The sequence below is a fragment of the Streptomyces sp. NPDC127106 genome, from assembly GCF_042677605.1.
Lineage (GTDB): Bacteria > Actinomycetota > Actinomycetes > Streptomycetales > Streptomycetaceae > Streptomyces.
Genome location: NZ_JBHXTC010000011.1, coordinates 49,605 through 71,728, shown reverse-complemented (window position 1 = coordinate 71,728; position 22,124 = coordinate 49,605). Strand labels below are relative to the sequence as shown.

General features: G+C 72.3%; 17 protein-coding genes. 8 read left to right on the top strand and 9 right to left on the bottom strand.

Annotated elements, in window-relative coordinates; translation table 11 throughout:
- Positions 1 to 51 precede the first annotated feature (51 nt).
- On the bottom strand, positions 52 to 258 hold the full coding sequence (locus ACFVGY_RS13260; protein WP_385675509.1) for a hypothetical protein: 207 nt from the start codon (positions 256 to 258) through the stop codon (positions 52 to 54).
- A 283-nt stretch (positions 259 to 541) separates the two neighbouring features.
- On the opposite strand from ACFVGY_RS13260, the gene ACFVGY_RS13255 reads away from it, so the two are divergent.
- The gene (locus ACFVGY_RS13255) at positions 542 to 4,990 is read left to right on the top strand and encodes a hypothetical protein (protein ID WP_385675506.1); all 4,449 of its coding nucleotides are present in this window, start codon (positions 542 to 544) and stop codon (positions 4,988 to 4,990) included.
- A 30-nt stretch (positions 4,991 to 5,020) separates the two neighbouring features.
- On the opposite strand, the gene ACFVGY_RS13250 is transcribed toward ACFVGY_RS13255, so the two are convergent.
- The 3 genes from ACFVGY_RS13250 to ACFVGY_RS13240 all read right to left on the bottom strand — a co-directional run bounded on the left by ACFVGY_RS13250 (position 5,021) and on the right by ACFVGY_RS13240 (position 7,820).
- The gene (locus ACFVGY_RS13250; protein WP_385675503.1) at positions 5,021 to 6,409 is read right to left on the bottom strand and encodes a serine hydrolase domain-containing protein; all 1,389 of its coding nucleotides are present in this window, start codon (positions 6,407 to 6,409) and stop codon (positions 5,021 to 5,023) included.
- A 244-nt stretch (positions 6,410 to 6,653) separates the two neighbouring features.
- On the bottom strand, positions 6,654 to 7,232 hold the full coding sequence (locus ACFVGY_RS13245) for a suppressor of fused domain protein (protein WP_385675500.1): 579 nt from the start codon (positions 7,230 to 7,232) through the stop codon (positions 6,654 to 6,656).
- Positions 7,233 to 7,316: 84 nt separating this feature from the next.
- Positions 7,317 to 7,820, bottom strand: a complete 504-nt coding sequence (locus ACFVGY_RS13240; RefSeq protein WP_385675498.1) for a carboxymuconolactone decarboxylase family protein — start codon at positions 7,818 to 7,820, stop codon at positions 7,317 to 7,319.
- Positions 7,821 to 8,600: 780 nt separating this feature from the next.
- Here ACFVGY_RS13240 and ACFVGY_RS13235 point away from each other — a divergent pair.
- The 7 genes from ACFVGY_RS13235 (at position 8,601) to ACFVGY_RS13205 (ending at position 13,918) form a co-directional block, all read left to right on the top strand.
- Positions 8,601 to 9,311 carry a twin-arginine translocation signal domain-containing protein gene (locus tag ACFVGY_RS13235; RefSeq protein ID WP_385675495.1) on the top strand — a complete coding sequence of 237 codons (711 nt, stop codon included), beginning with the start codon at positions 8,601 to 8,603 and terminating at the stop codon, positions 9,309 to 9,311.
- A gap of 180 nt (positions 9,312 to 9,491) precedes the next feature.
- Positions 9,492 to 10,172, top strand: a complete 681-nt coding sequence (locus ACFVGY_RS13230; protein WP_385675493.1) for a DUF2975 domain-containing protein — start codon at positions 9,492 to 9,494, stop codon at positions 10,170 to 10,172.
- Positions 10,172 to 10,537: a helix-turn-helix domain-containing protein gene (locus tag ACFVGY_RS13225; protein WP_385675490.1), complete on the top strand. Its 366-nt coding sequence runs from the start codon at positions 10,172 to 10,174 to the stop codon at positions 10,535 to 10,537. Before ACFVGY_RS13230 ends, ACFVGY_RS13225 begins: the two co-directional genes overlap by 1 nt.
- A gap of 198 nt (positions 10,538 to 10,735) precedes the next feature.
- The gene (locus ACFVGY_RS13220) at positions 10,736 to 11,332 is read left to right on the top strand and encodes a TetR/AcrR family transcriptional regulator (RefSeq protein ID WP_385675487.1); all 597 of its coding nucleotides are present in this window, start codon (positions 10,736 to 10,738) and stop codon (positions 11,330 to 11,332) included.
- A gap of 9 nt (positions 11,333 to 11,341) precedes the next feature.
- Complete coding sequence (locus ACFVGY_RS13215) at positions 11,342 to 12,298, top strand: SDR family oxidoreductase (protein WP_385675667.1); 957 nt, start codon at positions 11,342 to 11,344, stop codon at positions 12,296 to 12,298.
- A gap of 409 nt (positions 12,299 to 12,707) precedes the next feature.
- The gene (locus tag ACFVGY_RS13210; RefSeq protein WP_385675484.1) at positions 12,708 to 13,082 is read left to right on the top strand and encodes a VOC family protein; all 375 of its coding nucleotides are present in this window, start codon (positions 12,708 to 12,710) and stop codon (positions 13,080 to 13,082) included.
- On the top strand, positions 13,079 to 13,918 hold the full coding sequence (locus ACFVGY_RS13205) for a thioesterase II family protein (protein WP_385675481.1): 840 nt from the start codon (positions 13,079 to 13,081) through the stop codon (positions 13,916 to 13,918). Before ACFVGY_RS13210 ends, ACFVGY_RS13205 begins: the two co-directional genes overlap by 4 nt.
- 116 nt (positions 13,919 to 14,034) lie before the next feature.
- Here ACFVGY_RS13205 and ACFVGY_RS13200 read toward each other — a convergent pair whose 3' ends face one another.
- From ACFVGY_RS13200 to ACFVGY_RS13180, 5 genes are all read right to left on the bottom strand, one after another.
- A complete protein-coding gene (locus tag ACFVGY_RS13200) occupies positions 14,035 to 14,280 on the bottom strand; it encodes a hypothetical protein (RefSeq protein WP_385675478.1) in 246 nt (81 codons plus the stop codon).
- The gene (locus tag ACFVGY_RS13195) at positions 14,277 to 14,933 is read right to left on the bottom strand and encodes a TNT domain-containing protein (RefSeq protein WP_385675665.1); all 657 of its coding nucleotides are present in this window, start codon (positions 14,931 to 14,933) and stop codon (positions 14,277 to 14,279) included. The genes ACFVGY_RS13200 and ACFVGY_RS13195 overlap by 4 nt, the downstream gene beginning before the upstream one ends.
- Positions 14,934 to 15,096: 163 nt before the next feature.
- Entirely contained in the window at positions 15,097 to 16,065 is a 969-nt protein-coding gene (locus ACFVGY_RS13190) for a CPBP family intramembrane glutamic endopeptidase (protein ID WP_385675476.1), read from the bottom strand.
- 357 nt (positions 16,066 to 16,422) lie between these two features.
- Positions 16,423 to 17,040, bottom strand: a complete 618-nt coding sequence (locus ACFVGY_RS13185) for a hypothetical protein (protein ID WP_385675473.1) — start codon at positions 17,038 to 17,040, stop codon at positions 16,423 to 16,425.
- Between the two features lie 174 nt (positions 17,041 to 17,214).
- Positions 17,215 to 21,312 carry a ricin-type beta-trefoil lectin domain protein gene (locus ACFVGY_RS13180; RefSeq protein ID WP_385675470.1) on the bottom strand — a complete coding sequence of 1,366 codons (4,098 nt, stop codon included), beginning with the start codon at positions 21,310 to 21,312 and terminating at the stop codon, positions 17,215 to 17,217.
- Positions 21,313 to 22,124: the final 812 nt, after the last annotated feature.

Below are 22,124 nucleotides of genomic sequence, written 5' to 3'. Positions count from 1 at the left end.
CCCCCCCGCGGGGGCGCCCCCCCCCCCCCGGGGGCGGGGGATTTCGTGCTGTCAGCGGTTGCGGATGCGGTCCGCGAGGGCGGTGAGCCGTGTCCAGTGGAGCCGGGCGGCGGTGCTGACCCACAGGCGGGGAGCCTCGCTGCCGGCCAGGTCGCGGACCACCTGGGACAGGAACTGTGCCGTCGGGCCGGGGTGCCAGGACAGGAGCTCGCCGGTGGCGCGGAGAGCGTGGTCGAAGAGGGCAGGGACGTGACGCATCGTGGTGACCTCACCGTTTCTCGAGACGGGTGAGGTGCGGGCCCGCACCCCGGGGATGCCGGCGTGCGGGTCAAAGCTGGCCCCAGGCGGCGCGGACCCCGAACTGGTCCCGGGTTCTCCGCGCTGCATCTTCTTGCGCCGCAGGTCAGGGCCGGTGCGCGCGTAACTCCCGCGAGGTCTCGGCCGTGCGGAAGGGTGGTGGTGGGGTGAACCGGGCGCGGCCGTCGCGGTGTTGTCCTAGGCTGATGCGCCGGTCGGGCCGGGGCGGGGTGCGGGAGGTGGCATGGCGGCCGAGGACATCGTGGGGGCGGCGGCCCGGACGCCTCTGGACCGGGCGCTGTCGTTCTTGTACGACCTCGCGGAGGAGAGGGCCGTGCGCCGGCCCCGCCCCCGCCCCGGCGAGGAGCGTTCGCGGCCGGACGAGGCCCTGTGGCGGCAGGTGCACGCCCGGATCGCCGATCAGATGGAACGGGTGGGACGGGACCGGCGCGGCCGGTTCACGGCGTTCCGCTGGGAGACGTTCCAGCAGCTGCGGGCCGACATCGAGCGGCGCCGGCCGATCACGAAGGACCGGCAGCCGATCCTGGAGGCGCTCGTCAGCCTCGGCGGCCCCGACCACCGCGTCCTGCCGCTTCCCCTCGCCCTCGCCCTGGACGAGGCCGCGCGGGAACTGCACCGCGTGCCCGGCCGGCGGGTCGGCGACGGGGGCAGCCGGCACCGGAAGCTGGTCGACGAGGTCAGCGAGCGGGCCCGCCGGGACCTGCTCCTCCTGGGCCGCGGCGGCTCGGCGGACGCCCCGCCGGTGTCGCTGCGCGACGTGTACGTGCGGCGCGGGACCGAGGAGCGCCTGGCGCGCATCGTGCACCAGCAGGTGCTGGCCGGAGGGCCGGACCAGCCGGTCCAACTGGTCCTGGGCGAAGCGGGTACCGGCAAGTCGAGCCTGCTGTGGTGCCTGGCGGAGCTCGTCGAGGGCCGCAGGGCCGCCCCTGCCCGTGAGGCCGTCCGCACCCGGCCCCCGTCGGGTGAGCTCCGCGCGGGCACCGAGATCCGGCCGGTCCTCCTGCGTGCCGAGCAGCTGCTCACGCCGGGGGAGGGCGATCGGCTCCTCGATTCCGTCGAGCTCGGCCTGGCCTCCGGCCGCGTCGTGCTGCTCGACACGGCGGACCTGCTCCTGCACGCCGCGGACGGCCGCGCGAGGCTGCTCCGGGCGGTCGCCGCCTGCCAGCGGCGGGGCGTGCCGCTCGTCCTGACGTGCCGGACGCGCGACAGTGCGCCCCTCCAGCAACTGTTGGGCCGCACCCCCGCCGAGGTGGCCTGCCACGTGGGCGACTTCCAGGGCAGGGAGGAGCTGGAGCGGGCCCTGTCCACGTACTGCCTCCACTACCTCCCCGACAGGTCCCCGGCCGCCCGGGCGGAGGCGGTGGCGGCCCTGAGGGACGCCGCGGTGCGCGGTCTGCCGATCCGTGAGGTCGTCGCCAGGCCCCTGACGCTGCGGATGCTCTTCGAGGTGTACGCGCCCCAGTCGCCCACCCCCGAGATCGACGCCGCTGGTCTTTACGACCGTTACTGGGAGCGGCGGGTCCGCGAGGACGCCCGCCACGGATCCGCCGGCTACGGATCCGCCGGCTACGGATCCGCCGGTCGCGGATCCGCCGGCCCCGCCGTACCGGCGTCGGCGGACCTGTCCTGGCCGGCCCAGGGCCTCGCCCGCCTCATGCTGCACGACGGCGTGGTGGCCCTGCCCGTCGCGGACGCGGCCGGGCGGATGGCCGATGCGGACCCCGAGGCCGGCGCCGCGGATCCCCTCGACCAGCTGGCGCAGCTCGACCGGCGCAGTGTGGTCGCGGGGACGGACGGCGACCAGCGGACGGCAGCCGTCCACTTCTTCCACCAGACGCTCTTCGAGTACGCCGCCGGCCGCTGCCTGGTGCGGCTCGTCGTGGAGAAGAAGCAGTCGTACTACCGCGCCCTGGGCCGGCACCTCGCAGCCCACCCGGACGACTTCCTGCGCGCGGTGGTCGCCGAGCAGGCCCTCGTCCAGGGCATGCGCGCGCGGGGCAGGGTGCGCGAGCACGCCGCGGCGCTGCTGGGTGAACTCCTGCGCAGCGAGGACATCGACCTCCAGGTGATCGCCGTACGGTCCTGCGCCCTGCTCCCGGACGACCTGTACGGCGGCGTCCGCGAGGAGTTCCACCGGTACCTGCAGGAGTCGGCGCCCGCGGCCATGGTGCGGGAGGTGCTGGCCCTCCTGCCGACCCGCGAGCACACCAACCCCGAACGCGTGGCCGTGGACCTGGGACTCGTCCTGAAGCACCACCCGCGCATGGAGTGGCGCGTACTGGACCTGCTGTGCCGGTTCGGCCGGATCGACCGCGCCACCTCTGACGCCGTCCGCTCGCTGCTGCACGACCTCTGCACGGATCCGGAGCGCTGCGTGGAGCGCGCTCCGGACCCGCAGGACGCCGCCTTCGCCGCTTCCGCGCCGACCGGCTGCGGCGGGGCGCACTGCCTGTGGTCGTGGCTGGTGAACCGGAACGCGAACAGCGCGGGGAGCCACGGCAACCAGGCGGTGCGGCTGGTCGATGCCCTGGCCGAGCACTGGAGCGAGTGGGCGGCCGACCGCATGCGGGAGCTGCTCACCCTGGCCGAGCGGCACCGCTCGGCCCTCCAGGCCCTGCAGTGCGTGGCCGTGATCCACCGCCGTCGCCGTGCCCGCTCCGGAGACCCGGACCCGGACTGGGACGCGGACTGGGACGCGCTGTTCGCGGTCGCTGCCGGGATCGCCCAGCGCCTCGGCACCGACAGGGTGGTTCTCCCGAAGAACGCCGCCGAGGAGGAGGGCGCGCCGGGCGGAAGCGAAGCCTGGGCCGCCCGGACGCAGGCGGAGGAGTGGCAGGAGGCCCAGGCGGCGCTGGACGCACACTGGTTCGCCGCCACGCCGGGCAGGACGCCGCAGGAGGTGGTCCGGGCACTGGCCGCCGAGGGGAGGATCCCGTTCGACGTCGCGAGGCCCCGGCTGAGGGCGGTCCTGGAACAGGTCGGCACCCGGCTGCGCGAGGTCGAAGCCGGGGTGCCCGAGCTCCTGGCCGAGACGGTCGAGCTCTGCGGGGGCAGGGACACCGTCGACGACGTCGCCGCCTTCCTCCTGCCGCCCCTGCTCCGCGAGCCGGCCGACGCCCCCGGGACGCGGGCCGCCGCCGAGTGGTGTGCCGACCGGCTCGACGTCCTCGCCCCCGGCAAGAGCGGCCGCGGCCGCCCCGACGGCGGCGGTACCCGCGGGCGCGCCGGTCACGGCGCCGACCACGGCGCCGGCGGGCGTACCGGCAGTGGGCATACCGGCGGTGTGCGCACCGGCAGTGGGCGTACCGGTTCTTCGGCCGCCCTGCGGTTCGCGGTCAGCGGCCTCGCCCGACTGGAGCCGGCCCGGCTGGCCGCGATCGTGCGCTGGCCGTCCGAGGGCCGCTCGTGGGCCGCAGCCAGGACGGACGACACGTTCCTCGCGCTCGACGGCGCCACCCGCCTCCTCGTCCCGCTGGCGGCGGCCGGACACGCGAGAGCGGTCCTGGCACTGGAGCGCTGGCGGACCCTGGAGGGGCTCCGGCACGCCCAGCTGGCCCAGGGCCGCAACGCCTGGCCCGAGTTCAGGGACGGCAGGCCGTACCACGGCCCCCGGGTCCGCGACCAGATGAGCGGGCTGGTCCAGGCGGCCCTCGCCGACCACGCCCCCCACGCGCACGCCCTCCTCCCGGAGGCGCTGCGCTTCCGCGTGCCGACGGCCGACGTGCCGTGGCTCGCCGCCCTGGCCAAGCGGACGGTGGAACAGCCCGGGCCGGCCGCCGAGCCGGCCCGCGCGCTGTTCGCCCGGTACGGGCCCGAACTGGCCGAGTGGTGCGCCGAGTTGTGGTTCGAGGGCCCGTGCCCGGACGGGAACGCCAAGGCCGCGGCGCTACGCCTGTGGGGCGACCTCGCCAGGCTGGGCGCCGCCGACCGGCCGCCGCTCGCCCGGCAGGCCGGGCTGGCCGCGAAGGTCCGCAAGGGGCAGTGGACCACCGCCGCCGGAGTCCTGCGGCACTGGAACGGCCACGACGTCTCCCCGATCGCCGCCGCCGGCGGGGAGCCGGGCTGGGAGGAACTGGACGCCGCCTTGGCCACGGCCGACGTTCCGGAGGGCTCCGGCGGCGAGATCGCCCGTCTGCGCTCGTTCCTGCGATGCCGCTTCGCCCCGCTGTCGACCCCGCAGGAAGCCGCGGCGGCCGTTACGACGGCCGCGGAGCAGGTCGGGCTCTGCGCCGACACGGCCGCGATCCACGACACGGGGGCCGGTTTCCTCGCCGAGCGGCTCTGCTCGATCGATCCGGGACGGGCCGTCGGCGTGACGCTGGGCGTGGCGCGGCGCACGGCCGGATCCGGGGTGACCGACCCGCACCACGTCACCCGACTGGGCTGGAAGTGGCAGAAGCCGCTGACCCGGATGGCCGACACTGCCGCCCGTGCCGACTGGCTGAGGCTGATCGCGGGCTTGGGCGACGGCCCGCAGTCGATGCTGCAGAAGGCGCTGGACACGGCGGCCGCCCGCCGCCGCGACGAGGACGTACGCGCCGACGCCGCCCGCGAACTGGCAGCCAGCCCCTACCGGGACGCGGCCATGGCGGGCCTGCGCGATGCCGCCGTCCGGCACCGCAGGGCGCCGCTGGAAGAGCGGCTGTGGCCGGCGGTCATGAAACCGGCCTGAGCGGGCACGACTTGTGCGCACCGGCCGGGATCACGGGGCCGCAGGCGCGGCCTGCGTCCGCGTGAACAGCCGGCCGGCCAGGTCGATGCCGACCACTGCGCCGTTCTCGTCCCGGCTGAAGAAGCCGCGCTCTCCCTGGAGGCCGCCCCCGGTGATGACGTACTCGTCCCCGCCGCCGGCCAGCAGGCCCATGCCGGCCGGGGCGTAGTCCGGCGGCATCCCGGCCTCCGAGGCCGCCCGGATCTCCGGCTTGATTTCGGCCGCGAGGGTGAGCCGGGCCCCGTCGGCGGCGATGTCGATGTTCATGGCGTCGTTCTCGTAGCGTCCGGCGACCTCCCGCGCCCGCGCGTCGTCGTACGGGACCGGCTCCGGCTCCCGCTCGATCACGCCGAGGTAGTGCTCCAGCGCCCAACGGACGACCGACTGGTTGAACGGGTGGCCGTCGGGGCCGCAGTTGGCGAGGGACACGAGGGCGAAGTTCCGCTCGGGCACGATCAGCAGCTCGGAGAACTGGCCGTTGCCCGATCCGCCGAGCTTGATCACGCGGACACCGTCCACCTCGCGCAGGAACCAGCCGATCCCGAAGCCGTCGGCGAGGCTGCTGCCGCGCACCTCGACCGTCTGCTCCTGCATGCGGCGCAGTGCCTCGGCGGGCAGGACGCCGTCCCCGTCGCCGAGGTGGAACCGGGCCCAGCGCAGCAGGTCGCCCGCGGACGAGATCCCGCCGCCGCCCGGGTTGTTGCCGCGCGAGCCGCCCCGGTACGCCTTCCACGGCGTCGCCACGCGCAGCCCGCCGTCCTCGCCGCGGTTGTAGCCGAGGGCGAACTTCCGGGTGACGACGTCGTCCAGGTCGAAGAAGGTGTCCGACAGCCCCACCGGCTCCAGCACCAGCGAGGCCACGGCCTTCTCGAACGGCATTTCCGTCACCTTCTCGACGACCCGCCCGGCGAGGTTGTACGCGGCCTGGCTGTACGAGGCCCGCTCGCCCGGCGCGGCGATCAGCTCCAGCCGGGACAGCCTGGCGACGAACCCGGCCAGGGTCTCGTCCTCCCCGGCGGTGTCGATCACGTTCCAGGAGAGGCCCGAGGTGTGGTTGAGGAGGTTCATCACCGTGACCGTGGCCGCGGTCTCCTCGTCGGCGAGCTCCAGTTCGGGCACGTAGCGGCGTACCGGGGCGTCGAGGTCGACCCTTCCTTCGGCGGCCAGGCGCATCAGGGCGGTGGCGGTGAAGGTCTTGGTGGCCGAGGCGATGGGGAACAGCGTCCGCTCGTCCATGGGGAGCGGGTGCTCGAGGCTGGTCACGCCGTGCGAGGCGTAGGACTCCCGGCCGTCCACCAGTACCCCGACCGAGACGCCGGGGACGTCGAACTTCTCGGCTGCCGCCGCGACGAACTCGTTGAGCCTGCTGTCCTGCGTCATGGATTCCTCCGGGTTGCTTGCACTTAGTGCAAGTGGTGGCTGTGGGCATGACTGTAGGCTTCACTTGAACAATGTGCAAGTCTCTTCTCGCGGGGCCACGCAACCGGGGTGACGCCCCGTCATCCGCCGAAACCGCCACGCCCCCGCCCGGCTCCGGCGATGGGCCGGGACCACGTCCCGGTCGAGGGCTACGGGCGCCGCAACGCCCGTAGCCCTCGACCGTAGCCCTGCCCCTAGCCCCTGCTCAGGCGACCGAGGCCCGGAAGGGATCGGTGGGAATGACCTCCGCCTCGTCGAAGAGTCGCTCCAGTGCCTCGTGTCCGTGACGCTTGCGGAACTCGATCTCGTCGGCCGTCACGGGCAGCGTCCACAGGATGCGGGCGTGTCCCCCGGGAAGCGGACAGTGCTCGAGGTCGGGGCCGTGGAGGTAGGGCGGGCTGATCAGGAGGTGATCGCAGGTCGAACCGGGCACCCACGGTTCCCCGATCGGCATGCTGTGCTCCAGATCGAGTCGATGCCCGCCACAGTGGTAGTAGGCGATCATCGCCATGAGGTCGATGAACCGCTGGTCGCGGACGGGTCCGGTCATCACGAACTCAAGTCCGTGGCCGTCCTCCTCCACCGCGGCCCAGCACCCGGCGGTCACGTAGGCCCAGCTGTCGCTGCGGGGGCCGGGCCCCACGACGAGGATGCGCAGGCCGGGCACCACCTCCCGCCGTTCCGGCCCGAGGTCGTGGTCGACGGCCTCCACGGTGTGCCCCTCGAAGAACACCCGGACATGTGATTCAACGGCCTCCGCGGCCGACAGCCTCGCATCGCTCACCGCACGATCATCCCGGCACGGCCGGCTCCCCGAGCGGGAGGGGCGGCGCGGGCGTCTGTGCCCGCGCCGGGTCGTGGATCGCGGTCAGTTCCACTGCTCGGACGGCTTCGCGCCGGGCAGGGGCTTGCCGATGACGGCGAGCGGGATGAAGAAGTTGACCTGGCCGATCGCGAGCGCGAGCGTGGTGAGGGCTTTGTCGTCGTAGTGTTCGGCGACCCGGGCGTAGAGCTCGTCGGAGACGCGCTCGCCGTGCGGGGAGGGCTGGAGCACGGCCTCGACCAGGGTCAGTGCGGCGGTTTCGGCGTCGGTGAAGCAGGGGGCGTCCTGCCAGGAGGCCACTGCGGTGATCCGCTCCTCGGAGACGCCGTCCTTGCGGAGGCTGTCGGTGTGCATGACGGTCAGGTAGGTGTTGCCGACGATCTGGCCGGCGCGGAGCTGCACGAGGTCGATGGTGGTCTTCGGGACGGAGCCGTTGCCGGTGGCCTTGAACAGTGCTCCTGACACGGCGCCGAGCTCGGGGACGAGCCTGGCGGGGTTGGGCAGGCGCGAGCCGTTGGTCTTCGCGGCGGTGTTCGGCTGGGTGGTCATCGTGGGTTCCCTTCGTTCCGTTCCGTTGCGTGCCTTCACTGCACTGACTTCACTGCACTGACGGACCGCCGCCCGCGGATGTGACAGCCCGCCGAAGATTCTTTTCCGAGCCCCGGATCCGCATCCGGATCCGGCGCGACCTGCTCGCCCGCCCCCATCGGCCTCGGTAAGGGGAATTTGCGGCGTGCCCGACCGTGCGCGGCAGCTGAAAATCTCCCTCCCGCGCCCCCCTGGAGGAAATCCTGCCGTGGCGTCGGGGAATCGCTGCGGGATTTTGGTTGTGACGCTTTCCGTGGGAAATCACGGCTGGGACTTCTGTTGCGGGCTTTGCTGGCTTTGCGGGCATCAGGTGATGCATGAGCCGCATCGTCCCGCGGCGCCGCTTCTGTCCGGTAATGGCAATCCGGGGGCCGGTGTCGTCCGTTCGGCTGCTCGACGGGTGGAGACGCACCGCAAGCCCGCTTTGACCTGCGTACACAAGCGGTGTTGGGGGCTCCATCTTCACCCCTGCCCGCTTCCCATCTGTCCGAGATAAAGGAATTCGAGCCGTATGTGGATCAGGATGCTCAGGGAAACCTCAGAGATCGTTCTATTTCTTGCCCAGGGCTCTCCGGCTGTGTGAAAGTTTCTTCCGAAGCCGCCGCTGACCACGGAGGCCGAGACGGGGGGCGAAAAAGTCCCGGGGAGAATGGCTACCTGCCCGGGCCTCACCTCCCCCTTTCGTTCCTGCGATATCCGCGCAGGTTCAATCAGGAAAACAAATCTGGGGGAATTTTCTTCATGCGCAACATCACTCGGCGGAGCTTTGTCGGTATGGCGACGGCGGTCGGCGCCATGGCCCTCGCGGGCATGCCCAGCCAGGCCGTGGCGGCGGAGGCGCCGGTCCCGAGCACCCCGGTCGCGTACGTCGCCTGGCTGCAGCAGAAGGGCGGGGCCGGCTCGGCCGAGACGATCGCCCAGTTCAAGGCGCTGCCCAAGGACAAGCAGGAGAAGTTCCTGGGCTACCTGAACAAGCCCGAGCACTTCAAGGCCTTCATGGACGTCGCCTCCAGCACCACGGAGAAGCAGCGCGTCCTGGCCGACGGCGACATCGTCATCAGCAAGGAGGAGGAGAACTCCAACTCCGAGGCCACCACCGGGCCGACGCCCACCCCGTTCGCGGCCACCCGTGACCGCAGTGCCTGGCACAGCGTCTCGGACACCATCTTCGGCATCAAGGTCACCACCGTGAAGCTCGGAGTGAACTACCGGACCACCGGCAACCGCGTCACCAAGGTCCTCAACGGCTGGGCGGGCCACACCAACTTCGTCCCGGTCACCACCTTCGACAACTCGCCGATCAAGAACTGGATCTCCGCGAACCCGGGCAACAACGCCCACTCCGAGACCGTCTGGACCGGCAAGTTCGTGGGCTTCGGGGCCTGGTCCTGCCGCCACCGCGTGTGGGCCGACCAGGACGGCTTCAAGGGCGGCTACCTCAAGCGCGTCTGACGCCCGGTCCGAACCGGCGGTGGGTCCGACACAGGGGCCCGTCGCCGTGCCGCCGGCCCGCTCCCGTGCCACCGTGCACGGGGCGGGCCGGCGGCCGTCTTCCCCCGCGGGGGAGGGGGGGTTCCCAGGGCGGCCGGCCAGCTGTATCGTTTTTCGATAACAACGATAAACGATATGGAGGTGGCTGCTCCCGTGTCCGAGGACAAGAACCTGCTGGACCCGCTCTTCACCGTGGTCTCCACGACGCTGCGCCTGCTGGCCGGCCTCCTCCTCGCCGGCTTCGCCCTGAGCGCACTGAACGGCTCGGTCCCGCTCTGGGGCGGCGGCGCGGACGCCGGCGTCTGCGCCACCGCCGACTGGATCTCGACCAACTCCGTCAATACGGCGGGGGGCCACGTGGGGGGCGACGTGGGGGACACGGCGCTCGGTGCCCGGGACGGGGCGCGCCTCGACGCCGTCGCCCGGTACTGCGCCCAGGAGCCGACCGCCGGACAGCGGACCCTGCGCATCCTGGCCGAGGTGCCCTCGTTCGTCCTGCTCCTCGGCGGACTCGCCCTCCTCGACCGGCTGCTCCGCTCGGCCGCCAGGGACGGCGTCCACACCCGGCGCACCGCCGCCGGACTGCGTACGCTCGCCCTCTGGCTGCTCGCCGGCGGAGTGGTCTCCTGCCTCGCCGAGGCCGCCGCCCGCACCGCCCTGCTGTCCACCCTCACCACGCACGTCGCCTTCTCCGCCGGTGACGTCCTGCACGCGCTCACCCCGCCTTACCTGCTGCTCCTGACCGGGCTCGGGCTGCTGGTCTTCGCCCGGATCACCCGGGCGGGCGCGGCGATGCGCGAAGACCTCGAAGCGGTCATCTGATGCGGGGCGAGCGGGGCGAGCGCCGGGAGCGTCGTGCGCGCGGTGAGCGGGACGAGCCGGACGAGCAGCACCACATCCACGTCCACCTCGACCGGATCCTCGCCGAGCGCGGCATGACGCTGACCGAGCTCGCCGCCCGCGTCGGCGTCACCAACGTCAACCTCTCGATCCTCAAGAACGGGCGCGCGAAGGCCGTCCGCTTCACCACCCTCACCCAGCTCTGCAAGGTCCTCGAATGCCAGCCCGGCGACCTGCTCAGCTACCGGCCAGAAGACACCCAAGACAACCAAGACACTCAAGACAACCAAGACACTCAAGACGCCGAAGACACCCAAGGCGCCGACACCCCAGGGAGCGCACCATGATCGGAATGATGGACCCCGCAACCAAGATCGTCGCAGTGGTCTCCGCCCTCGCCGTGATCGCCCTCGTCGTGGCCGTCGTACGCCGCGCCACCCGCCGCTGAGCCGGCCCGGGCCGGGGCCCGGCTTGCGGCGGGCCCTCTTTCCCCGTTTAATAAATGAACAGGCATTTATTAAATCGGACGGTGGGAGGCAGACGGCATGGCACGTCCCCGTGGGGTCGAGGACGCAGTGATCCTCCGCGCGGCCGCCGAGGTCATGGGCCGGACCGGGCCCGTCGGGTTCACCCTGGCTGCCGTGGCCGAGGAGGTCGGGCTGGTCGCAGGCACCCTGGTCCAGCGCTTCGGCTCCAAGCGCGGCCTGCTGCTCGCGCTCGCCGAGCAGTCCACGCGCGACGCGGACGCCCTGCCCGCACGCGTACGGCAGGCGCACGGGACCGCGCTCGACGCCCTCGAAGCGCTGGTGGTCGAGCTGACGGACCAGGTGGCCACCCCCGAGTCCTTCGCCCACCACCTCGCCTTCCTGTGCACCGACCTGACGGACCCGGAGTTCCGCCGCCACGCCCTCGTCGTCCACGAGGCCCAGCGGCGGGCCGTCGAGGCCCTGCTCGCCGAGGCCCTGACCGAGGGCGAACTCCGCCCCGGTACGGACACCGGCGCCCTCGCCGACACGGTCCAGGCCGTCACCGCCGGCACCGGCCTCGTCTGGGCCCTCGACCGCCGGGACGCCCTCGCGGCCCGGCTGCGCCGCGAACTCGCCGCCGTACTCGCCGCCCACCGCAACCCCACGGAGGCATGAATGACGACGATGCACGCCACCGACACCACCACAACCACCACAACAACCACCGACACCACCACCCGGCCACTCCACGGGAAGGTGGCCCTCGTCGCAGGTGGCACCCGCGGCGGCGGGCGCGGCATCGCCGTCGAGCTCGGCGCCGCCGGAGCGACGGTGTACGTCACCGGCCGCAGCAGCCGCGGCGATGCCGGGCGCTCCGAGCTGGACCGCCCGGAGACCGTCGAGGAGACCGCGGAGCGCGTCACCGCGGCGGGCGGCCTCGGCATCCCGGTCCGCGTGGACCACAGCAGCCCCGACGAGGTCCGCGCACTCCTCGCCCGCATCGACGCCGAGCAGTCCGGACGGCTCGACGTGCTCGTCAACTGCGTCTGGGGCGGCGACCCGCTCACCGACTGGGACCACCCGCTGTGGGAGCAGGACCTCGACACCGGCCTGAGGCTGTTGCGGCAGGCCGTGGAGACCCACGTGGTCACCAGCCGGTTCGCGCTCCCGCTGATGGTCGCGCGGGGGAGCGGCCTGGTCGTCGAGGTCACCGACGGCAACACCGCCCGCTACCGCGGCTCCTTCTTCTACGACCTGGCCAAGTCGACGGTGATCCGCCTCGCGTTCGCGCAGGCCGCCGAGCTGCGCGAGCACGGCGTCGCCGCCGTCGCCGTCACCCCGGGCTTCCTGCGCTCGGAGGCCATGTTGGACCACTTCGGAGTGACCGAGGACACCTGGCGCGGAGCCGTCGCCGAGGACCCGCACTTCGCGCACTCCGAGAGCCCCGCCTACCTGGGCCGCGCGGTCGCAGCCCTCGCCGCCGACCCCGACGTCATGGCCAAGTCCGGCCGCGCGCTCGCGACCTGGTCCCTGTACGGGGAGTACGGCTTCACCGACGCCGACGGTACCCAGCCCGACTTCGCCGCCCACTGGGCCACCGCCCTGGAACCCACCCTGGGCCCCCTCGGAGACCCGCTGTAACCACCCACCCCTGCCGCCGCCGGGCCCGGGGCGCCGGCACCCCGTCCGGGGGCACCGGCACACTGTCCGGTGCCTCCGCACATGCCGGGGGCCCCGCCGAACGGTCCAGCCACGGCCGCGGCCACACCCGGCGCGTGGTGGCGTTGGCTGAGGATCCTCGCCCCGGAACGGCACCAACTGCCGGACGGTTCGTAACCTCGCGATGGCGCGACCGGTGGGCAGTGCTTCCTCCACCACCCCCCACCCCGGTAGCACGCGGTGGCGACGGAGGCGGTGAACGAACTCCAGTGGCGCCGGGAGCGACACGCCCGACCCGACTGCGGGGCCCGCCACTGGCCAGCGCATTCTGAGGAGTACGCGCGACGGTCTGCCGTACCGTCAAGTACCCATTGGCACAAGGAGAACCACGATGTACCCGAGCATCCCCACGATCACCTTCGACTGCACCGGCGACCCGTACGACCTCGGGCTGTTCTGGAGCCGCGTGCTGGGCCGCCCGCTGGCCGACGACGACAAACCGGGCGATCCGGAGGCGATCATCAAGGACCCGGCCGGCGGCCCCACGCTGCTGTTCGTCCGCGTCCCGGAAGGCAAGACCGCCAAGAACCGCATCCACCTCGACCTGCAGCCCGAGGGCCGCACCCGGGACGAGGAGGTGCAGCGGATCCGCGACTTCGGGGCGCAGGTGATCGCCGACCAGAGCCGTCCGGACGGCGGCGGTTGGGTCGTGCTCGCCGACCCGGAGGGCAACGAGTTCTGCGTCGAACGCGGTGACCTGGGATGACGGGCAGCGGTACGCAGCATCCCTGGCTGAAGCGATTCACCACCGGCACCGGCACCGGCACCGGCACCGGCACTGGCCCCGGCACTGGCGGCGTTGGCGATGCTTCCGCCCGCGCCCGCATCGTCTGCCTCCCGCACGCAGGTGGCGCCGCCACCGCATACCAGGGCTGGGCCCGCCACCTCCCCCCTGACACCGAGCTGCTGGCCGTGCAGTACCCGGGCCGCCAGGACCGGATGGCGGAGCCCTGCATCGAGTCGATGGCGGAACTGGCCGACGCCGTCTGCACGGTCCTCGCCGCGCTCCCCCCGCTCCCCACCGCGGTCTTCGGGCACAGCATGGGGTCGCTGGTGGCGTACGAGACCGTGGTCCGGCTGGCACGGCGCGCGCCTGCGTCCCTGCCGGTCCACCTGTTCGTCTCCGGATCCGAGGCGCCCCACCGCGCCCGCAAGGACCTGCCCGCCCTCGACGACGCATCGCTGATCGCCTACACCCGCCGGCAGAACGCCGTCGACGTCGCCGCCGATCAGGACCCCTACGCCATCCCCGAACTGCGGGAGCTGCTGCTGCCGTCCCTGCGCGCGGACTTCACCCTGCTGACCGCGTACCGGCCGGCCGCTGCGCCCGTCGCCGTGCCCGTCCCGGTCACCGCGCTCGGTGGCGACCAGGACGCCGGCTGCCCGGTAGGCGCCCTGGCCACCTGGGCGGACCTCACCACCGCGGGCTTCGCCTCCCGCGTGTTCCCCGGCGGGCACTTCTACCTCCAGGGACACGGAGGGGCCGTGGCCCCCCTCGTCGCCTCGACGCTCACCGCCGACACGGCGCAGCAGACGACCTAGCAGTACGACACGCGCGCACCGCGCCGGTTCGACGCTCAGGAGCGACCCAGTGCGGTGCGGTGCGGTGCGGTGCGGTGCGGCGCGGTGCGGGTGGCTGGGTGCGGGCGGCTCGGGCCTCAGCCGCCGAGCAGGAGGCGCCGCAGGTGCGCGCAGGCCTCGCCCTCCGTCGTATGCGAGGCGACCGGCTCGAACGCGCCGCGCTCGTACACGCCGGTCTCCCAGCCTCCCCCCTCCGGCCGTGCCCGTAGATAGAGGAAGTCGGGCGGTGTCGGTGCCGGTTCGTGCACACCCTCGATCCAGTAGTGCCCGGCGGGCACCCCGGCCTCCCGGAGTGCCCCTTCGAGCCGCCGGAGTTCGCTCACGACGCCGCCGGCACCAGGTAACCGTGGTCGAGCAGCCACTTGACGTTCAGCCGCTGACCCTCGCCGGGGTTCAGAAAGGCCGGATCCAGCTTGATCTGCCGGCCGCCGCCCGGCTGCTCGAACCAGGGGGCGATGGACCCCTCCCACACCGTGAACGGCTTGGCCACCTCGTACACGTGGTAGTCGCAGGGGAACGCCGCGTCCCGGGTGTTGAGGTTCTGCGGGGGCAGGGCGCGCTTCGCGTACGGGTCCCCGGCCGGGGCGAGGTACGAGCCGTACTCGGAGCCGAAGCGGTCCAGACGCTCGCCGGGCTCCAGCAGCTCGGGTGCCTTGTCGACGGTGCCGTTGACCTCGGCGAAGCCGTCGTTCGGCGGGTACTTCCAGCTGCCCGTGTCGGCCGGCCCCTCCCAGTACTTCTTCAGGAACTCGGCGGACGTCAGCTCCCCGGTGCGCTGGTAGTGCCCCAGCAGCGTGCCGACCGGCTGCTGCCACCGCTTCGGCAGGTACTGCGGACCGAGCCGCTTGTCACCCTTGAACTCCCCGGTGCACGGGGCCGGTGCCGCTGCGGCGGGCGCGGAGGCGGACGCGGGCGCGGGGCCGGGGAGGGCCTGGGCGGCGGTGGGTGCGGCGGCGAGGGCGATGCCGAGGCCCATCGCGGCGAGGACGGCACGGATCCTCAGCTCGGTACGGGTGCGCTCCACGCGGATCTCCTTCGGTGCGGTCGGACGTGCCCGCGATACCGTAGGGGATCTCTGACGCTCCGTTACCACCGCGCGGCGCGATCCGGCCACCGCCGCGCGGCATCCCGTACGCCTCTCAGACCGCCCGCGGGCCCGAGGCAGGCACCGGCACCGGCACCGGTGGCACCGGCCCGGCTTCCGGCGCCGAAACCGAGGCGAGACCGCGGGCTCCGGCCAGCCGGGCCACCACGAGGCAGTACACCGGCGCGCACACCAGTTCCACGACCAGCGCCTGCCACGGCGCGTCCGCGGCGGTACCCGCATCCGCCAGCTGCCCGAAGGCCAGGGCGAGCCCGAACGAGAACACGTTGTTGGCGGTGTGTAGGGCGATCACGGCCTCCAGCCCGCCCGTGCGGGCCACCAGCCACCCCCACCACAACGACGAGTAGAACAGGAGGAAGAACCCGCTCCAGCCCCCGAACCCGTGGGCGAGGGCGAACAGCACGGAGGCGACGGCAATACCCGGCCACGGATTGCGCAGGAACCCGCCGAAGAACTGCGGGAGCCAGCCCCGGAACACGAACTCCTCCGCCCCCGCCTGGAACGGAATCAACACCATGAACAGGGCCAGACCGAGCAACAGGTTGGCGGGTTCCGGGGCGTCCCCCTCGAAGACCGCGTCGCCCTTCGCGAGCCACTCCCACAGCATCAGTACGCCCAGCTGCGCGGCGATGAACGGGAAGGCGACGGCGGCGCACAGCCCGAGCCACCTCCACCGCACCCGGCCGGCCACCGACGCCAGCGTCCCCGCCGGGCGGGAGCCGCACCAGCGCACCGCCAGCATCACCACGGGTATGGCGACCGCCAGCACGAGCAGCCCGAGCACGTTGTCCACCAGCGGGTCCGCGAGCAGCGCCTCGCCGTCGTCGGGGGCGGCCTCCGCTCCCAGGGCGGTGGCGGCCACCATCCCGACACCGGTCACCACGACCACCCCGACGAACAGCAGCCCGACCACCGCGAACAGCTCACCGAGCCGCCGCCACCAGCCCTGCCGCCCGTTCCGCGCCTGCTCGTGGTACCGCGACCCCGCCGGCGCCGCGACCACCGTGGGCCCCGCCCCCGCGCCGTACGCCGCAGCCCACTCCTCCGCGGAGGGCCACGGCCGTGGCGCGGCCCAAGGCCCGGCAGGCGGGTAGGGCGAGGGAGAAGAGGAAGGCGAGGGAGAAGAGGGAGAAGGAGAAGGAGATGGTGAGGGAGACGAAGACGGGGCCGGGGATGGCGATGGCGATGGCGATGGGTACGAAGACCCCGAGCCGCCCGCCTCACCCGTCGGCCCCCGCTCGGCGGTCCCGCCCGCCTCCGGTATCTCCGCCACCCGAAACCCCTTCCCTTCCACGCACACGCCCACGGCTACGACCACGGCCCGAGGGCCGCCCCGGCACCCTAGTCGATCAGCCATGTGTCACCCGTCGAACCACACGACCAGCCGAACGCCCGCGGCCCCGTGCAGACCGGCAAGGGTGCGCATGACCGCCCAGACGGGGCCCCAGTCTCCGTCCGCCACGGCATGCTTCCGCCGGAGCCGACCGATACGGAAGAGACGCTCCCCGTCGCGCCACTCGGTGCCCTCCGGCCAAACGCGGCCGGCCCGGTACAGGGCGTGCGGGCTGGAGGGCCCGGACAGCTCGGCGAACCGGTCCAGGCTCGTGTTGCGGCCGTGGAACTCCCAGGCCCCGTCTGCACCCCGCCGGTACTCGTGCACGCACTCGTCGACCTCGGACGCGGCCTCCTCCCAGTCGGCGGCGGCGACTTCCGCCCACGTGATCCAGGACGCGCTGCGCGCGTCTCGCCCGTCCGCGAAGTCGGCGCGCACCTCCTGCGATGCGTCGGAGGGCAATCCCCGGCCCGCGGCGAGCGGTGGGAAGGCATCGCTGCGGACGCCGAAGAGGCACCCGAAGGCCACGTAGGAGCGGCCGTTGTAGAGGTGCGCGAGGTCGACCGCCGAATGCCACGAGCGGTCGTCCTCGTCCAGCCACCGGTTCCACCGGCACTCGATGAACCCGTATATGTCCGTCCCCATGCCCGGATTCTCCTCGGTCGCGGAGAAAGAACCGATCGCCTTTCCCGCAGTGGGAGCCCGATGGCCCACGTGCTCCCGCACGATGCCCACATGACAGCGGCTGCCCCCTCGATGCGCGAGGGAACAGCCGCTGCGTTCATGGGTTCATGGGTTCATGCGTTCACGCGGACGTGCTTACGGGACGGGGACGGGCAGCGGGGCCGTGCTCAGAGCGGGGACGGTCCACCGCTGGGCGGGGCTGCGGTTGCAGTCGAACAGCCACAGCTGCTTGCCGGGCGTGGTGTCGAAGTTGCCCAGGTCGAGGCAGCGTCCGGAGGCGGGGTGGTGGATGCTGCCGTCCGCCCGCGGCAGGAACCGCTGACCGGGGGCGGCGCTGTCGCAGGCCCGGAGTTCGACGGGCGTGGTGTTCGCGGTGCCCGCGTTGGTCGCGTTGAGGCACATGCCCTGGGTCCGGATGGTTCCGTCGCCCCGGATCTGGAACTTCTGGGCGTCGGTGCCGTTGCAGGAGGCGATCTGGATCTTGTTGCCGTCCTCAGCCCGGTTGAAGTCGTTGTCGACGCAGTTGCCGGCCGACGCCGTCAGGGAGATCGGGCCGGTGGCGTCCGGTGCGGTCGGGGCGGCGGCGTACGGGTAGACGGTGAAGTTGCTGATGCCTCCCTGCTTGAGGTGGTCCTGGCCGATTCCGTCCGCCTTGAACCGGCCCAGCACGAGCGGCCCGCTCGGCGCCGGGCTCGTGGCGGCCCGGTGGATGCCGCTGGCACCGAGTACACCGTTGACGTAGAGGCTCATGCGGCCGGTGCCGGCGTCGTAGACGGCGGTCAGCTGGGTCCAGGTATCGGGCGTGAACCGGGCCGCTTCGGTGTTGATGTCGGTGTAGTCGAACGGCCAGCCGTTGTCGTCGGCCGAAGCCAGGGCGAACAGCCAGCGGCCGGTACTGCGGTCGGGGTAGAGGATGAAGGCGCTGGCGCGGTTGCCGTCCTGGCTCGCGATGACACCGCCGCCGGCGTCGGCCTTGGCCCACGTGCTGAGGGTGAAGCTCTTGCGCGTGTCGAGGGCCGGGCGCGCGGCGGTGAGCGTTGCGGGCGACTGCTTGCCGTCGAAGGCCGCGTACTGGGTGGCACGGCCGCCGATGCTCTCGGCCCCGGCGGCGATCTTCACGTTGCCTGCCGCCGTCGCGTGGTTCGTGCCGACGGAGTCAGGGGTGGTGGCGCCGTTCTGGCCGGTCAGCGCCCAGCGGCCGGTGGGAAGGTTGAGACTGCCCAGGGCGACGGTGGCCGGGTCGATGCCGGTGACGGTCGGGTGGGGGACGATAGTGCCGTTGGGCGCGGTGCCCGTGCCGTTGAAGGCGACGAGCTGCTGGTTGGTGTCAACGGCCCACAGGTCCGGGATGCCGTCCCCGTTCAGGTCCCCGTCGGATCCGACTCGCGGGTAGGTCTTCGGGTCGACCTTGCCGGATATCGGGCCAGCGGCCGGGTCGGTGAAGCCGGTGAGATCGGGCGCCTGCCTGGTGCCCTTGACGGAGAAGGCGTGCAGTGTGCCATCGGCCTTGGACCGGGCCCACAGTGTGGGGAAATCCGTCCCCTGGGCGCGGCCGGGAGTGATCAGGTCGTAGCCGTCCCAGCGGGTGTCATTCGCGGAGAGGAGGATCGCGCGGGCGTCCAGCTGGTTGCCGGCTCCTGCCAGGGCCAACCACAGCCTGCCCTTCTCCACGAAGAGCAGAGAGGTGCGGGGCAGGGCGTTCGCCTTGGCGTCGGAGTCCCCTGTGACGGAACCGAGAGCAGCGATCTGGGTGACCTTGGACCAGTCCGGACCGTAGCCGTGGGCCGAGCAATCGATCGGCGCGCTTGCGGCCGTGGCACAGCCGGTCGGCTTCGTCACGGGGATGATGTCCTGGCTGTCGAAGCGGCCTTCGATGCCGTCGTTGCGGTACAGGGAGAGCAGCGGGCTCGCCGGTGCATGGGCGAACAGGTCGTCGACGAGGGCCCAGCCGGGACTGCCGCGGTGGCTGATCTGAACGGCGTTCCAGCCGTTCCCGCCGGGCGCGGACTCGATGCCGGCCTTGGGCGCGGCGGCCGGGTCGGCGCCGGCGCCGATCACCCGCAGCGCGCCCGAGCTGTCGGGCAGCAGGATGTCGGCCTTCCGGTCGCCCGTGACATCACCGAAGATCGGCGCCGGGCTGTTCGGGTTGGACGGGACGTAGAAGCTGTACGCGACGGGCTGGGACAGGTTGCCCGCGTTGTCCTGCGTCTGGAAGTAGAGGAAGTTCGTGCCCCAGCCCTGCGGGGCGTACTTGACGGTCGCCTTGCCGTCGGTGAGCTTGGCGATGCCCGTGTCGGTGTCGGTGCACTTCCAGTTGACGGCCGCAGCCTTCACGGGGTCGGTCGTCCAGCGGGCGCAGGCCAGGCCCGAGCTGCGGCCGCCGCCGGGCGGGGCGGGGTCGGTGCCGCTGAGGGTGAAGGTGCCTTCCTCGCCCACGCGCTTGGGGTGCGCGTTGATGGTGCCCGCGGCGGGGAAGTCGGTGGAGGCGACGGATGCAGTGGGCGGGGTGCGGTCGACGCGGAGGAAGCACCACGCCGTGTCGGCGCTGGTCAGCGTGCCGTCCGTGGTGCGGGCCGCCCAGCCGTACTGGTGCCCGTCGACCAGCGGGCCGACGTTGACCGTGACGTCGCCGTAGTCGCCGTTCCAGCCGGTCTCGGCGGAGTACGTCCTGCCGTTGTCGTCGTCGTCCCAGTACTGGAAGGCGGTCCACAGCTGGCGCTTCGTGGCCGAATACGTGGAGGTCGTGAGGGTGACGTCGCTGTTGGCTCCGACCCAGCCCGGGTTGTCCCAGGGGTTCGCGGCGCCGGGCGTGCGGCAGTCGGCGTACGAGGCCGAGCTCGCGAAGCCGGGGGTGGGCCGGGTGCGGGGCCACCACACGGTGGGTGTGATGTCGTACTCGACGGTGATGTGCGGGGTGTTCTCGTAGCGCTGCCGGTGGTACTTGTTGTACTCGTCGTCGGGTGCGAGGCCGACCGTGATCGTGGGCCACTGGGACCGGACGGCGGCCTTCACCAGGTCGGTGACGTTGAAGTCGATCTGACCGGTGCCCGACATGTTGGTGTGCCCGACCTTGCTGCAGCCCTGCATCGTGGACCGGGTGCCGCAGGGCTGTCGGTTCCAGCTCGTCGGGTTGCCGATGGCGTTGGTGGAGTACAGGCCCATCGGCGTGGCGGTGTGGGGGCTGGAGGAGGAGATCACGGTCGCGGAGAACGTCGCGCTGATGACCTCGGTGTTGTACAGACGCGGGTCGACGCCGATCTGGAAGTAGGCGCGGGTACGGCCGATGCCCGTGCAGGGCGGGTTGCCGACGTTGTAGCCGCAGTAGCCGGTGGCCGGCTTGTCCTGCCCGTGCTCGGTGCCGTTGAACTCGTTCGTGTCCGGGTAGGCCTCCTGGACCTGCGCCCAGGCCTGGTTGCCGTTGTCGATCGTGGGGTTCCACCCCGGGTCGATGTACCAGGGGCCGGTGCCCTTGCTCAGCAGCTCCGCGTCGGGTACCAGTTCGACGCCCCTGGCGTCGGCGGTCGCCCGGACCGGCTTCACGGCTGCGCCCGCACCCGGGCCGTCCGCACTGGACGGGGCAGGCACTTCTTCGGAGGCGCGTGAGGCCTGCGGGGCGTCGGCGCCGGCCGACTTGCTCAGGCGCTGGGCGGAGCCGGCGCCGGCCGGGGCGGACGCGGCGCCGGCGGAGTCCCACATGAAGGAGGTCGGGCTGGTGAAGCGGGTCCGACCGCTGGTGTCCTTGACCTCCAGGTTGCCGGCAGCGTCGCTGCTGACGGCCAGCCCGTCTGCCTCGACGTCGAGCCGGAGCTTGCGGACGGCCGGGTTGGCGGCGGCCTGCGCGGTACGGACGATCAGGACCTGGCTCCAGCCGCCCTGCCGGTCCGCGGTCAGCCGCAGGTCCACGTCCGGCAGCACGTCCCGATAGAGGGCGCTGTCACCGAGGAGCGTGGGCTTGGGGAGCGTGAACGGGGTCTTGAAGGCCACCTTCTTGCCGTCGCCGGTCGTCATTGCGGCCATGGGGCCCGAACCGCCGCCGGAGAAACCGAGCTTCGAGGAAACCGCGGTGGGGACGACGGTGCCGTCGGCAGCGGTGAGGAGCGTCGCGTCGAGCGTGCGCCACTTGCCGTCCTGGCCCTTGACGCGCTCCGGCACGGCACTGGTGTCGGTGCTGAGCGTGCCGCTCGGGTTGGCGAAGGTCTGCCGGTCCGCCGTCGTCAGCTCGGCGATCGCCACCCGCTTTCCGCTGCTCCTGGCCTCGGCGAGGGCTTTGGTGATGGCTGCTTCCTGCGCGCTCGGAGCGGGCTTGGATGGGGGAGCGGGCCAAGCGCTCCGCCCCGGTCCATGACCGCGGGAGCCGTCGTCGGCCGCGGCGGGCGGAGCCGCGATCAGGCCCGCGCCGAGCGAGAGAACGGCTGCCCCGGCGACGGGAAGCAGCGCGATGCGCAGGGCGCCTTGTCGGTGGCCTGGCGGACTTGGTTTCCGCGGAGTTCGCGGAGTCCGTGGTTCAAGGAATGACGGCCTCACGTGCATTGCCCCCCTTGGCTGTGAGACGGACAGAAGTCAGCCGCACTTTTCCTTCACGACTGCAACCATGTCAATGATCTTTAGGATTTGCCGGTCCGCTTTGGGTGGAGAGATGCCTGTATGGCCCATGGGTGATATGGGTCACTTGAGGGGAATGTAAAACTCCGCTGTCAAATCGAACGCATGCTCCGTAAGGTGCGTTCCCTCTGGGATACGTCTGCCCGGAGTTCACGCTCTTCTGTGTCCGTGGGGGGATTCGGTTGTCTCGTAGACGTGGGTTATTCGTGCGCTCGCGACCCGGGCGCTCTCGCGTCGCGGTCGTGGCCGCGTTCGCAGTGCTCTTCTCCGGCCTGGGGCTTCCCGTGGTCGAAGCGGCGGAGAAACCGCCTGAAGTGTGGGTTCCGCCGAATACGCCACTGCCGGATGCGAAACCGGTCAAGGGGTCTGACGCAAAACCTGCGGCCAAGTCGTCGCCGTCTGGCCGAAAATGGACACAGGATTCGAACAAGAAGCTCCCGTCC